Here is a 14,414-nt window from a genome sequence, read left to right as displayed (position 1 = left end):
ATAAAATCGTGAGCATAGGCTTTGCGTGCTGCTTCCATCACTTCCTCATCGGTTGCTTCCAGTCGTCCATAACGAATATTTTCCAGTAACGTGCGATGGAATAAAGATGGATCTTGGGGAATCAAGCTGATCTGGGCGTGGAGGGCATCTTGAGTCATGTCTCGAATATCCATCCCATCAATGAGAATCTGTCCGGATTGGGGATCGAACAGACGCAAAATCAAATTGACAAAAGTAGATTTTCCAGAACCAGAAAAGCCTACCAATCCGACGCGCTGACCTGGTTGGATGGTAACAGAAAGATTTTGAAAGACTTTTTTCTCAGAAGAATAATTAAAATTTACTTGCCGAAATTCAATTCTGCCTTTACTGATTGGGTGAGCGATCGCGCTATCTCGATCAATTAACTCGTGGGGTTGAACAATAGTGTAAACTCCATTGGCAATATTACCGATGTGTTCAAATATTTCTAGAAACCGTCTACTTAAATTCCGGGCTTCACTGATAATTAACAACGATAAACTAGTTGCTACCACAAAGTCAGCAGCAGCGATCGCTCCTTGACTCCACAGAGAAAGCGAGTAATAAAGAGTACCTATTTTCAAAATTGCTGCCGAGATAAACTGAAACCAGCGAATTCGCTCCGAGTACCAGTTAGACTTTCTTACTTCCTTAAGTTCGCGCCTTAATCGCTCATTTAAATACCGTCGTTCAAAACCCAGACGCGCAAACAGCCGACTACTAGTAAGATTTGTAACTGCATCTACGATGATGCCAGCTGTCTCACTTCTGGCTGCTGCGGCTTTGCGGGAATAAATTCGGCAGCGAGTTGCTAGCCAGAAGGAAATACTGATAAACAGAACTGCCCATACTCCCACAAGCAAGGCTAGAGGCGGATAGGTACGATACAGTAAAACTGTAGCGACTATATAGACGATGATTACTGACATAAATTCAGAAATCAGCATTTGCATCGTCTGGGTAACACCAAAAGCGGCTTCGCTGATGCGCTGTGCCAAAGCTCCAGCAAAACTACTACTCAAGTAGCGATGGGAATGTTGTTGTAAGTAGGCATATAGGGAGCGAATGATATGCTGTCGGTGGATAGGATGGAGAATAGTCAACAATAGTCCTGACGATCGCCCAAATACCACTTCACCCACACTCAAGGCGGTAAACAGCATCAAGGGTTGGGTAATAGCATCAAGAGTGGGCTTGCTATCACCCGTCGATTGTGTTACGTTGCGGATAATCTCGCCAATGGCATAGGGCAACATAATGCCACAAGTCGCGTGCATCACCTCCAAAATCACAATTGCTATATACCACCAACGAAATTGATTGACAAAATAGCAAATAAACCTGAATGAAGTCGCTGGTAGCTTGGGTGCATCCGCAGCACGTTGGAACGATTGAGATGAACGAGGGCTTTTGATTAAAGAACGGCGATCACGTCGTATCACTTCAGCTTCTCCCTAATGGTGCTGTTCCCTTGCTAAAAACCAAATAGTCATGAGTCGCACGAATAGTCAATATAAATTTTGTCTGCTAAATATTTTCGGAGTTTCTGCCAATCTTGATTATCCATTGCATTGGCAATACCAACAATGACATCAATAATATTGCCACGCTCTATCATCCACCGAATCTCTGATATTTCAGATGCCATGAGTTAGGTTGATGTCAGTATGATTAAGAAAAATTATTATCAATAAATTATTACGATTCATCTTACGAATGACAGCAAAAAGTGTTCAATGACTTTCTTTGAACTGCTTCAGGATAGAAGGAATCTCATTGAATTCATTGATCGTTGCATCAGTCGTACTGTGCCGCGATCAATTTACGATAGGCTTGTTGTGCGGTTGGCCGCCGACGCATTAGAATGACATTCATTCCTCTAGAAGTGTAGTTATTAAATCGCTCATACAATAAGTCTGGAACCTCAATCGGTGAAACTTCTTGAAACCCTACTTGTTGATAGAACGATTTCAAATGCTGCCACGGAATACAGTAACCAACTCGCTCGACAAGTTGCTCGGTACAGGCTTGAAGTAGCTGCGTGCCAACACCCTGACGCTGAAACGGGGCTAATACCTGCATCCCCCGAAGCACAAAGAACCCAGTATTTGGACACAAACGTACTGCACCAACAATTCTCTCCTCCAATTGAGCAATGAATATTAAGGCTTCCTCACTCAGATCGCCTCCATAATCACACTGTTTGTAAAAAGCTTTAACGTTTTCAGCATGATACAATTTTGCTTGGCTAATTTTTAGCATATCGCTCTATAAAATCGCTGGGTTAGCAATCTTAGCGCACAGCATCTCCCTTACGATATTCAACGGTGATATCATCTAGCTTTTGTTTTAAATTGTCATCAAGTTTTACTTCCACCGCTTTAAGAGTGTCAGTAAGTTGTTCTGGACGGCTAGCGCCAATAATCGGGGCAGTGATAATTGGATTCGCCAAAACCCAAGCCAATGATAGGGTAGTAAGTGACAATCCTGCCAAATCTGCAACTGTGCGTAACTCCTCAACAGTATTAAACTCGCGATCGTGCCAATAACGTTCTTGATAAAGTTTAGCAGCTGCACCCAAGGTAAAACGAGTTCCGTCGGTAGGCCCTTGAGCAAAATTGTGTTTACCAGTCAGTAAACCTCCTGCCAACGGATTGTAGGGAATTACGCCCAGTCCTTCTTCTTGCGCTAGGGGTAAAAGTTCTCGCTCAATTTCGCGGAACAACAAACTATAGCGTGGCTGAATCGAGACAAAGCGAGTTAAATTGCGAACATCGGCACGACCCAAGGCACGAGCGAGTCGGTATGCTAAGAAGTTGGAAACCCCAATATAACGTACCTTCCCAGCCCATACGATTGTATCTAATGCTTCTAGTGTTTCATCGAGCGGGGTTGAGGCATCATCAGAGTGTAGTTGATAAAGGTCAATATAGTCAGTTCCTAAGCGTCTTAAGGAAGCATCGATCGCATCCAAAATATGTTTGCGTGAAGCACCTTGATCCCAAGGTGCAGGGCCAACTTTACCTACAGCTTTGGTAGCCAGGATAAAATGTTCGCGTTTACCTTTGAGCCAGCGTCCAATGATTTCTTCGGTACTTCCTGCCGTAGCTAATCCACCCCCCAAAGGATAAACATCAGCTGTATCCAGAAAGTTGATACCAGCATCGGCGGCAGTGTCGAGAATTACCCTAGAAGTTTCTTCGTCTGTCTGCAATCCAAAAGTCATGGTGCCAAGAACAAGGCGCGAAACAGTCAATCCAGTTTTACCGAGTTTAGTTGTTGGTAACGTCATGGTGATCTTGGTTGTTATTGATTGAAAGTAAAATTTTTAAATAGAATGCGTATACGCAACGATTAATCAGGCGTGAACCAATTTAACCAACCTTCCCAGTTTTGTACGATCGCTGCAAATTCTGCATAACCATCTGCTTTTGGGTGAGCACCATCATTGGCTTTTGCTTCTGTTAGCCAAATCGGTGACTTCAGCAAACCGGAAAACACGTCAAGATAAGGAACATTTAGTTCATGACAAACTAAGGCAAATTCCTGTGAGAGATTTGCGATAATTTGATTTCTTTTGTCTTGATCCACATCACCACAAGGCGGTGGCCCAATCATCAACACAGGATAGAGTTGTTTTGCTTCAGTCAAGATGCTACGAGCATTTGCGATCGATTCTGAAAGTTCGATTGCTTGATTTTTTCCCGCCCATCCTGAATCGTTTACCCCAAAGGAAAATACTACTCGACCATCGGATTCAGGAGGGAGACGATAGGAGACTTCAGAATGCCAACGTTGTTTAAGATACCGACTTGTCTCAGCCCGTACCCCTAAGTTATAGTGAGTGATTGCATATCCTTTTGACTCAGCATGACGGCAAACTCTACCTGTCCAACCGAGAAACTCAGGATCGCCTGTGCCATTGACAAACGATTCACCAATAAAACAAATTCTAATTTCTTTGCGAGAGTCTGACATTAGCTAAATTGCTTCAGATGGCTACAGAAGTGCGACGGCTTTGTGAAATCAGCCATTGTTGCAATTTCGGATCGGTGTAAACTTCATCAGCAATAAAATGATCTCCTTCAGGTAATACAGTAAAATCTGTTGTACCGCCAGCTGCTTGCAAAGTATCGACAATCTGCTGTGTATCCTCAATAGCCAGTTTTTCGTCTTTTGCTCCTTGGAATATCTGAATGGGAATTTCTTTTAGTGCTGCTAATTGGGGTTCTTCTAACGAGGTCGGTACACGACCAGACACTGCTACCAAACCAGCGAAGCGTCGAGGATGGGAAGCAGCAATGTGCCAAGCCCCAGCCGTACCTAAACTGAATCCTGATAAGATGACACGGGCAGGATCGATGGATTGAGAAACGATCAGATTATCCAACAAAGCAATCACATCTGCTTCACGTTCTACCCAAGTTTGTCCTTCAGGAAGTTGGGGCGCTGCAAAGAAATAGGGTAAGGGACTTGATTCATTCACAAAACGAGGTAGACCCCATTTCAGCAGTACATTTAAATCATTACCACGATCGCGGGCTCCATGCAAAAACAACACGAGGGGTGCGGGTTTTTTGGTATCTTCAGAGACGCGGGATAATAAATAAGGCAATAAACCAGAACGGCGTTCGATAGACATAGCGATAATTCCTCAAGTGTGTGTTTTGTTTAGGAAGCGGGGATTAGATTTTCTAATCCCCATGTACAGCAAACGTCTTAACCAACTGGTACTTTCTGCTTCCACACTGCGGCTGCGTACAGTAAGTCATCGAAGTCGGGCGCAATGTTGTCGCTGGTGATGCGTGCTTCGTGCTGCTCCCAGTCAGCAAAAAATAAGTTGTGGCTGATACGGGATACTATTGTCGGCACGTCGCGGCGAATGCTCGGTACATCACCAATTGGCAGTCCGAAACTGACAAAACCAGCAGGGTTAAATACGTGAATGTCTTTCAGGTAGGGCGCAGTACCGGGTACTTTCTCTAGGTATTCGTGGGCGTTGCCGAGGTAAGGGTGCGTTCCTAGATCGTCGTCGCGTTGATCTGCTGGTGGCTCGTAGCGATCGCGCCACAGGGCAATGTGCTGGGCAAAGTCGGCTAGTTCGGGGCGCTTTGTTGGATCGACGAAGTAGCCAGTACCTGCGATCGCAAAATCAAACTCGAAAATATCATCGTTCACCTGGGCAACAATACGTCCTCCCTTTTCCTGCGCTGTTCTCCAAGGTGCAGACAGGTGCAGGTGGAAATTGGGAAAGGCGATCGCTCGCTCAATTGCGTCGGGTGGTGGTGTGGAGCCTACTTGGCGAAAGCGCCAAGCCTGGAACCAGCGAGCGGCATCAGGCAGTTGTGGATAGTTGTAGTAAGCACCAGGATAACCCCGCACCCGAATCACTGGCAAAGATGCGAGCGCTGAACGCCGTGCGAACAGGTGTACTGTCTTCGCTCCCGATTCCAGGGCTACCCCTGCTGCATCGAAAGCTGAGGCTGCCGCACCTATCACCGCCACATTTTTACCGCGCAATACATCAAAATCGATGGCATCAGCAGTATGTGCATACAGCGTGCGTGGTAAGTCAGCTAGTACTGGTGGTATGTATGGGCCACCTGTACCAGCGACACCGTTAGCGAAAATAATCTTACGTGTAGTCTCCACCTGCGGAACACCATTTACCTCAAGGTGTAGACGAAAGAACCCTTCAGCTGGCTCAATCCGCACCAACCTCGTCTGGTAACGAACTGGAATGCCGAGAAACTGCCGATACCAGCTAAGGTACTCAGCCCACAGCAATCGGGGAATCCGGTCGATTGCTGCGTAAGCCTCAGCACCGTGCCGCGCTTCGTACCATGCTTGAAAAGACAATTCTGGGATGCCTAATTCCGGGCCGGGCAGGTTCTTCGGTGTGCGGAGCTTTTTCATCCGCGCTCGTGTCAGCCACACGCCTGCATGAGCTTCGTCCTCGGCGGCGTCAATCACTGTCACGCGGCCGATCCCGGCACGCCGTAGCGCAAATGCAAAGGTACTACCGCTGCCGCTACCACCTATGATCGTGACGTTGTGGTCGATGCCTGGGCGATCGCTCACCCAGTTTTCCGGATCGGGGCCAATTAGGCGTAGTGCCTCACGAGCGCCGAAATCAGGGTCAGTTGTTGTCATATCGATTTCCCGTTTTGGATTGAGGACTAGAAAGGAAGGGGATGAGGAAGACAAAGAGAATTGTGAACTATGCCCCATACCCCACGCCTAATATCCAACAAAGTCTTACACTCCCACTAAGCTTTTATCTACTTGTGGGGATTCGAGGTTACTTACCTTGGATTCAATCGCCGTACCCTTGAAGAAATTAGGGTTAGCTTCAGTGTAAAATTTGTAGGGATTAGTAAATACATAGGCCTTGAAGTCAGCTTCGGAAATCACGCCTTCTTTAACGAGATCCCAACTTTCCGCAAGAGGAACTGTGAGATCGGGTACATCCCAGTGACCTACATCCGAAGAATAGATGGCATTGATTTTCACACCCAAGGGATTAGCTTTGTCGTTGAATGCTGCTGCGATAGTGCGGTCATCGGACTCGGAACCAAAGAAGAAATTGTTTACCCAGCGATCGCGGATGTCCTCAATTGTTTTAATACCTGCTGCTGCAAAATCTTCCAGTTCGCTACCAACTGGTTGACGGCTATGACGGCTGAAGGAAGAACCCAGCACACTCTTAGTCAGTTCTTCTTTGCTGAGGGAATGCCCTTGAGTAATTTCGCCACCGTAGCGCTCAAACAACTCAAATAGTTCATCGGCATTGGTGAGATCGGGGTTGTAGTTTTGGAGTGCTTCCAGATTGCGCTTGGAAAAACGATCCACTAAATGAATGTAGGTGTGTGCGCCCCAATCTGCACCACCTTCGAGCATGGCTACGCGCAACTGTGGAAAACGTTTAGTTACACCACCAAAGAACAATGCTTTAGCAAATGCCTGTGAGCCATCGGCAAAGTGACCAATATGGTTGTTCATGTAGTTACTGATGGAAGAACGACCAGTCCAACCTTGACTACCGTAGTGGGTAGTAATGGGGACTCCCAATTCCACGGCTTTTGCCCAGAATGGATCGTAGTCGTATTCACTATCTAATCCATAAAAGTCAATATAGGAAGCATATTTGGCGATTTCAGGAAATTGATCTGCTGGATACTTATCAGCGATCGCCTTAATTGGCCGTTTTACGCCACCAGGAATATTTGCTACTTTTAAACCTAGTGTTTTTACAGCAAATTCTAACTCCTCAACAGCTTCTTGTGAGGTTGTCATGGGAATCCCAGCTACTACCGTCAGGCGATCGCTATATTTGCGATACAAGTCAGCATGATAGTGATTGACAGCGCGTTGCAATGCTTGGCGATTCTCAGGACTAGCCCCGGCTGGTGCAAGGACGTTATTGGGGAATAATACCGAATAATCTGAACCTTGCTCCGCCTGACGCTCATAAAACAGTTCCGGCAAAGTATAAGTTGCTAAATCTAGGGTATTACGGGTAACTCTAGCCCACCAAGGCGATCTAATTGTGCGGTAGGATTGTCGTTCTTCAGGTGTTTGTTGATACCAGTCTTTACCATTGACTTTAGAATTGAGTCGAGAGTTTTCCGCCTTGCGTAATTCGTCTACAAGTTTCGATCCACCGTAATCAGCGATGTAATCCTCAAGAGCGGGTGTAAAATCATTGGTGTGAACATCGGTGTCAATTACCGGATAATCAAGGGTTGCTTTGATTGCGGCAGAGGGCGAAGTCTTCAATCGGCTATATTCAGTCATGTTTCTTTCCTTATTTTTGGCTAATATTTTGAGGCTATATAGAATATCAGGCACACTTTAAACCGGAGGCGATCTACAAAAAGCACGCTTCAAAAGGTTTGGTTTAGCCATCTGTGAAAAACTTATTTACGCCAAAACCAATTTTTCATCCACTTGTTGAGCAGCAAAACGATTGCCCGGACGACGCAGCCCCAGGTTTTCACGCAAAGTACTACCCTCGTATTCAGTACGAAAGAGTCCGCGTTTTTGGAGGATGGGAACGACTAGATTGACAAAGTCATCCAACCCTGTAGGCAAGATTGGTGGCATGATATTAAAACCATCTGCCGCACCATTGTTGAACCATTCCTCTAATTGATCGGCAATACTTTCAGGAGTACCAATTATGGTGCGATGACCTCTTGCAGTAGCTAGAGCAAGATACAACTGACGTAGTGTCAGAGTTTTGCGAGTAGCCAAATCCCTAACTAGTTTGAGACGACTCTTGTTGGTGTTGGTGTCACTGGGTAGTTCGGGAGCTAAATCATTTAGAGAGTATTTAGACAGATCTACACCTTTGTAATAGTTTTTCAAAATACCCCAGGCGACATCGGGATGAATCAACGATTGCAGAAATTCGTATTTTTCCTGCGCTTCTGACTCGGTACGGCCAATAATTGGGAAAGCGCCAGGCATGATTTTTAGATCGTCTGGAGAGCGTCCATATCTCGCCAACCTACCTTTGACATCAGCATAGAATTCCTGTGCATCAGCTAGGGTTTGATTAGCAGTGAAGATTACCTCGGCAGTGCGTGCTGCCAAGTCCCGTCCTGCTTCGGAGGCTCCTGCCTGTACAATCACTGGGTAGCCTTGGGGCGGACGACCGACGTTCAAAGGCCCTTTGACAGAAAAATGTTTGCCCTTGTGGTTGAGTGTATGCAGTTTCTTGGGATCGAAATAGATACCAGATTCTCTGTCACGGATAAAAGCATCATCTTCCCAGCTATCCCATAGTCCTTTTACGACTTCCACAAATTCTTCAGCACGTTCATAACGCTGACTGTGTTCTGGGTGATGCTCAAGTCCGAAATTAGCTGCGGCATTATCATTGCCTGTGGTAACTACATTCCATCCTGCTCGTCCTTTACTTAAGTGATCTAGAGAGGCAAACTTACGTGCTAAATTGTAGGGTTCTTCATAGGTGGTCGAGGCAGTGGCTATGAAGCCGATATTTTGGGTCACTGAAGACAAAGCACTGAAGAGAGTAATCGGCTCAAAGTGGACAATCTTACCATTGCGAATTTGATTTTCGGGAGTACCGCCCCAAACTCCTGGGCTATCTGCTAGAAAAACTGCATCGAACAAGCCACGTTGGGCGGTCTGGGTAATTTCTTTGTAATGCTCGAAATTGAGACCAGCATCTGCTTGTGAATCGGTGTGCAGCCAAGCACAGACATGATGTCCTGTGGCTTGAATGAATGCACCTAAACGAAACTTGCGTGTTTTGTTCATATACTTTTTTCTTTTCCGTAGTGCGTTAGCGAAGCTTACAGTCGGTACGCTGATTTGCTTATGGCTAATGGCTTTTCATGTAAAGCCATAATTTATGTATTACATCTTGGTCAAAAGCCTATGGCTTTGGGGCAAGTGACTTAATTGAGATAACCTTATTAGACTTTCAACCCTCGACATCCGCCCAAAAAATACTCAGATACAGTATTGATAAAATTCTTTTTCCATAAAGCTTTGAGGTACTGGTATCAGCCTCTTAGGTATTCACCTTTTGCTAGACGCTGAAACTCATGGTGGATTTACTGTAAATCACAATATCATGAAATACTAATTATTAGGTTATCTAACATTAAGGATTGTAAAATACCCCCACTGTTCTGGCCATTCTCCTAGAGCGAAAGAACGCATACTGGAACTATCTTTAGATAATTTGCAACGCGATCGCACTGGGCAATCTCTACGTCATGTTGTGGATAAAAGAGCAGGTTATTAGATTTATTTCGCTGACCCATTGCTTTTGCTAGCTATTTGTGGAATTATTATATATTAATACTACGGTAAATCTATCAATAAATAGTATTTTGTTGATATAGTAAATCATGTGTTCAAACTCCTACTAACTTTAATTTCCAGAAGATATTAGCCTCTAGTCAAAGAGGGTATACAGATATGTCTCAGCCACGCTACGGGATCTGGATTCCAGTTTATGGTAATTGTGGCGCGATGAACCACCCCCATGAACCCCGTGATGCCACTTACAAAAGGGCAAAGCAACTTATCCAACTAGCAGAAGCATCTGGGTTTACTACTACTCTCATCGCCGAACACATTATCAATCCGAGGAATCAAGAATTAGATCAGCTAGAGACTTGGACAACCGCAGCAGCGCTTGCGGAAGCAACTGATTCTATTGAAATCATCGCCGCAGTTAAGCCTTTGTTATTTCATCCAGTAGTTTTGGCAAAGATGGCATTAAATATTGATGCCATTAGCAGCGGACGATTCGCAATTAACCTTGTTAGTGCTTGGTTTATGCCGGAATTGCAAAAATCTGGTATTCCTTTCCTACCACACGATGAGCGTTATCGCTATTCCCAGGAGTGGATTGAGGTAGTCAAGGCGCTGTGGAGTGGGGAACGAATTAACTTTCAAGGTAATTACTTTCAAATCAACGACCTTTGTTTGCATCCGCGTCCAATAGCACAACCCCATCCCCGTATATATTTGGGCGGAGAGTCAGATGCTGCAAAAAATCTAGCAATGCAAACAGCAGATGTATTTTTCCTCAATGGACGTCCTTTGGAAGCCATACGAGAAACTATTGCTGATGTCAAAAAGTGGGAACGGACGAAACCTAAACCATTACGGTTTGCTATGTCAGCTTTTGTCATTGCCCGATCTACTGACGCAGAAGCTCAAACAGAATACGAATATCTTCTGGAACTTGCTAAACAGGATGATAGAACTGAACTGATGAAAGGCGTTGAGCCAGAAGTAGTAATGTTCAAGAATATGGCGAAATATCCTGGTGTAGGAAGTAACGGTGGTACAGCAGCCGGGTTAGTTGGCAGCTATGATACTGTAGCAGCAACAATAGCAGATTTTGTTGGTACAGGCATTGATACTTTTATGCTGCAATTCCAACCTTTTGCTGTGGAGATGAAACGCTTTCATGAAGAAGTAATGCCACGAGTGCGTTCTTTAGAATTGGTAGCTTAATCTGCAATCTTAATGAAGGAAGACTTTATGACAGCAACTTTAACTCGTCCAACTTGGACAACTGAGTTTGAAATCGAAACTATTGATAAACTGATTGCCCAATACGCTCCTCATTTTCCTACCACCCGTTTACAAGAACCTCTTGATATCCCCATTGCTCAACTTTCTCGTCTTGTAAGTGTGAGTGAGTGAAGTTTCCTACTTTTAGTTTTCTTCTCTGTCGCTCCCCCCTGGGGAGCTTTTTGGAAACTAGTACGTTGAGTAAAACACAGGATTGAAATTGAAACGCAGAGGGGCGCAAAGGAAAGCGCAGAGGGGCGCAAAGTTTGTTTCTTTCTATTGTTGAGAAATGATGCTATTTAGTTTTAAGGAAAGTTTTATGAGTGCTACCTTAATTAGGACGGTAATAAGCTGGTTAGATGGAATTAACTTTAGGTATCTTCTAGAGTCATTAGGTATTCACACTTTTACTTTTTTATTCATGATTGGTTTTGGTTTAGGTTTCATTATTGCTTTTGTACAAAACAATCCTTCAAATCATTCTCTATTCAAACAAGATTTACATCCCAGTATTTTATCTATGCTGAAAAATAGAAATCATCAATAGCTGCTGCAACAAAGTCAATATTTAATAGAGGCGATCGCATGAATAAAATTAACCGCCGCTTTTTTCTCATAACGGTTGCATCATTTACCGCTACAATATTTAGCAGTTGTACTTCACTCCAAAATAATGGTACAGCTAACACAGCAAATAGTCCCACTGCGACAACGGCTGCAAATACGATTGCAACTGGAACAAAAGAAAAAATTAAAGTAGGCGTTTCACCCGTACCTGCTGGAGAGATTTTAGAATTTGTGAAAAAAAATCTTGCACCCCAAGCAGGATTAGATATTGAAATTGTCACATTTAATGATTCTGTGCAGAATAACACTGCTTTAAAGGAAGAACAAATTGATGCTAATTACTTCCAACATATCCCATTTATGGAAGATTTTGGCCAACGTAAAAATATTAAAATGTATGCTTTTACTCCACAAATTCATTTAAATCCTGTAGGAATTTTTTCTAAAAAACATAAATCGCTTGCAGAAGTTCCTCAGAATGCTTTAGTGTCAATTCCGGATGATGTCAGTAACGCTCATCGCGCATTGAAGGTATTAGAAGAAGCTAAATTAATTAAACTCAAACCAAATGTTCAACCAGCCAGTCCCAAAGATATCATTGAGAACCCTAAAAATCTACAAATTCGAGAAATACCTGGAGCGCAAGCAATTCCCACTCTCCCGGATGTAGATTTAGCCGGAATTACAGGTAATTGGGTTGTGCAATCGGGTATGAAAACAGATAAAGATGCTTTAGCAATAGAATCGGCACAAAATCCACTTTATGCGGTAACACTCACAACATTAGTAGGAAAAGAAAATGATCCCAGAATTCAAAAACTCTATAAATTGCTACGCGATGACCAAGTAAAACAGTTTATTAAAGACAAGTATCAAGGTGCTGTACTTCCTATTCCTTAATTAAATAAAAATTGCAGAAACATACTATAAAAATTTTTCTTCTTCGTGTTCTTTGTGTCTTTGTGGTTTAATAATTCTTTTCTAATCACTCAAACATAAATGTAAAAATAGATTCCAATTTTTTATTTTATTAGATTATTCATTCATCTTAATATAATTAGTTCCATTTTCTTATTTGAATTTTCTAAAAAATGTATGTTTATGGAGAAACTCATTGATGATTGAATTTATTAATGTACATAAAATATATCATCAAAGCGAGCAAAAAGTAGTAGCTTTAGATGGTGTGAATCTGCACGTCAAAGCAGGTGAAATATTTGGGGTTCTAGGACAAAGTGGGGCAGGTAAAAGTACTTTAATTCGCTGTGTCAATCAGTTAGAAAAGCCAACATTGGGTTTTGTCAAAGTCAACGGTGAAGAGATGACAAAACTTTCTGGTGCTGCTTTGCGTCAAGCACGCCAGCGTATTGGCATGATTTTTCAGCACTTTAATTTACTTAGTTCTAGAACTGTAGCAGAAAACATTGCTTTTCCCTTAGAAGTGATTGGTGATAGCAAATTGAAACGCAAAGCAAAAGTAGAGGAATTACTGGCGTTAGTGGGTTTGGAAGGTAAAGCAAATGCTTATCCAGCCCAGCTTTCGGGTGGACAAAAGCAACGGGTTGGAATTGCTAGGGCGCTAGCGGGGGAACCTAAAGTCTTACTCTCAGATGAAGCTACCTCAGCCCTTGATCCCCAAACTACCCGCTCAATTCTAGAACTGCTACGCGATCTCAATCAGCGCATGGGACTGACGATTTTGCTGATTACTCACGAAATGGGTGTAGTCAAGCAAATTTGCGATAGTGTGGCGATTCTCCATGCTGGCAAGATTGTGGAACAAGGACGTGTTAGCGATCTGGCAGCGCAACCTGATTCATTGTTAGCTCAGGAGTTTTTTCCCCGTTGTAAAGGCTATGCACCACGTTCTGGGGCTGTTTTGGCAACGGTGGCATTTGCTGGCGATGTGGCGAGAAATCCGATATTTACTACCTTGGCACGTCGCTTTGATGTGGATGTGAATATCCTCAATGGTAGCGTCGAAACTGTAGGCGATCGCCGTGTTGGTCAATTTCAAGTCGAACTTGCGGGAACTAAGGTAACACAAGCATTGGAATACTTACACAAATCAGAGTATGCAGTTGAGGTACATTGATGCAAGGATGGGAATTGCTTGATAGTTTGTGGCAAGCAACACTGGAAACTTTTTACATGGTGGGAATCTCTGCTTTAGTAGCTGTTGTCTTGGGCTTGCCTCTAGGTTTATTGTTGGTCATGACTAGTCCTGGCAACATCCTCAACTCTCCCAAATTCAACCAGGTACTAAGTGCAGTAGTAAATACCGGTCGCTCTTTCCCTTTTATTATTTTACTTGTAGTTCTCACACCGCTAACCCGATTGATAGTTGGTACTTCTATCGGTAGTACCGCCGCCCTTGTTCCTTTGACTTTGGCAGCAATTCCCTTCTTTGCTCGCATCGCTGAGACTAGTATTCTCGAAGTTGATAAAGGGTTAGTAGAAGCAGCAGAAGCTATGGGCTGCAACTATTGGCAAATTATCCTCAAAGTTCTCATTCCAGAAGCATTACCTTCCATCATTTTAGGTATCACAATTTTAATTGTCAGTCTCCTCAATTCTTCTGCTATGGCTGGGGCTGTTGGTGGTGGTGGCTTGGGTAATTTAGCTATTCAATATGGCTATCAACGCTTTGATGTTGGAGTTATGTTTGCCACAATTGTAGTGCTGATTTTTTTAGTACAATTTATCCAGCTTTTAGGCGATTTGATAGCACGGCAGTTGAGAAAAAAATAATCTTTTTC

General features: G+C 43.6%; 15 protein-coding genes. 6 read left to right on the top strand and 9 right to left on the bottom strand.

Annotated features, from left to right (window positions below; genetic code table 11):
* From U2718_RS15785 to U2718_RS15745, 9 genes are all read right to left on the bottom strand, one after another.
* The coding region (locus U2718_RS15785; RefSeq protein WP_411813301.1) for an ABC transporter ATP-binding protein at positions 1-1,463 on the bottom strand (1,463 nt) is incomplete at its 3' end.
* A 47-nt stretch (positions 1,464-1,510) separates the two neighbouring features.
* Positions 1,511-1,669, bottom strand: coding sequence for a hypothetical protein (locus U2718_RS15780; RefSeq protein ID WP_341998747.1), 159 nt, complete (start codon positions 1,667-1,669; stop codon positions 1,511-1,513).
* Positions 1,670-1,818: 149 nt separating this feature from the next.
* Positions 1,819-2,283: a GNAT family N-acetyltransferase gene (locus U2718_RS15775; protein ID WP_341998749.1), complete on the bottom strand. Its 465-nt coding sequence runs from the start codon at positions 2,281-2,283 to the stop codon at positions 1,819-1,821.
* Positions 2,284-2,314: 31 nt separating this feature from the next.
* Positions 2,315-3,313, bottom strand: a complete 999-nt coding sequence (locus tag U2718_RS15770) for an aldo/keto reductase (RefSeq protein WP_341998751.1) — start codon at positions 3,311-3,313, stop codon at positions 2,315-2,317.
* 62 nt (positions 3,314-3,375) lie between these two features.
* Positions 3,376-3,999, bottom strand: a complete 624-nt coding sequence (locus U2718_RS15765) for a GDSL-type esterase/lipase family protein (RefSeq protein ID WP_341998753.1) — start codon at positions 3,997-3,999, stop codon at positions 3,376-3,378.
* 13 nt (positions 4,000-4,012) lie between these two features.
* Complete coding sequence (locus U2718_RS15760; protein ID WP_341998755.1) at positions 4,013-4,663, bottom strand: dienelactone hydrolase family protein; 651 nt, start codon at positions 4,661-4,663, stop codon at positions 4,013-4,015.
* Between the two features lie 77 nt (positions 4,664-4,740).
* Positions 4,741-6,174, bottom strand: coding sequence for an NAD(P)/FAD-dependent oxidoreductase (locus U2718_RS15755; protein ID WP_341998757.1), 1,434 nt, complete (start codon positions 6,172-6,174; stop codon positions 4,741-4,743).
* Positions 6,175-6,279: 105 nt separating this feature from the next.
* Positions 6,280-7,818, bottom strand: a complete 1,539-nt coding sequence (locus U2718_RS15750) for an amidohydrolase family protein (RefSeq protein WP_341998759.1) — start codon at positions 7,816-7,818, stop codon at positions 6,280-6,282.
* Positions 7,819-7,944: 126 nt separating this feature from the next.
* Positions 7,945-9,309 carry an LLM class flavin-dependent oxidoreductase gene (locus tag U2718_RS15745; RefSeq protein WP_341998761.1) on the bottom strand — a complete coding sequence of 455 codons (1,365 nt, stop codon included), beginning with the start codon at positions 9,307-9,309 and terminating at the stop codon, positions 7,945-7,947.
* Between the two features lie 669 nt (positions 9,310-9,978).
* Here U2718_RS15745 and U2718_RS15740 point away from each other — a divergent pair.
* The 6 genes from U2718_RS15740 (at position 9,979) to U2718_RS15715 (ending at position 14,406) form a co-directional block, all read left to right on the top strand.
* A complete protein-coding gene (locus U2718_RS15740; RefSeq protein WP_341998763.1) occupies positions 9,979-11,028 on the top strand; it encodes an LLM class flavin-dependent oxidoreductase in 1,050 nt (349 codons plus the stop codon).
* A 27-nt stretch (positions 11,029-11,055) separates the two neighbouring features.
* A complete protein-coding gene (locus U2718_RS15735) occupies positions 11,056-11,220 on the top strand; it encodes a hypothetical protein (protein WP_341998765.1) in 165 nt (54 codons plus the stop codon).
* Between the two features lie 187 nt (positions 11,221-11,407).
* Positions 11,408-11,635: a hypothetical protein gene (locus U2718_RS15730; RefSeq protein WP_341998767.1), complete on the top strand. Its 228-nt coding sequence runs from the start codon at positions 11,408-11,410 to the stop codon at positions 11,633-11,635.
* Positions 11,636-11,673: 38 nt separating this feature from the next.
* Entirely contained in the window at positions 11,674-12,555 is an 882-nt protein-coding gene (locus U2718_RS15725; protein WP_341998768.1) for a MetQ/NlpA family ABC transporter substrate-binding protein, read from the top strand.
* Positions 12,556-12,772: 217 nt separating this feature from the next.
* A complete protein-coding gene (locus tag U2718_RS15720; protein ID WP_341998770.1) occupies positions 12,773-13,750 on the top strand; it encodes a methionine ABC transporter ATP-binding protein in 978 nt (325 codons plus the stop codon).
* Positions 13,750-14,406, top strand: coding sequence for a methionine ABC transporter permease (locus tag U2718_RS15715; RefSeq protein ID WP_341998772.1), 657 nt, complete (start codon positions 13,750-13,752; stop codon positions 14,404-14,406). Before U2718_RS15720 ends, U2718_RS15715 begins: the two co-directional genes overlap by 1 nt.
* The last annotated feature ends 8 nt before the right edge of the window (positions 14,407-14,414 follow it).

Source organism: Chlorogloeopsis sp. ULAP02 (assembly GCF_038404745.2).
Taxonomy (GTDB): Bacteria; Cyanobacteriota; Cyanobacteriia; order Cyanobacteriales; family Nostocaceae; genus Chlorogloeopsis.
Note: the sequence above shows the minus strand (reverse complement) of the source record. Positions and strands in the feature narration are given on the sequence as shown.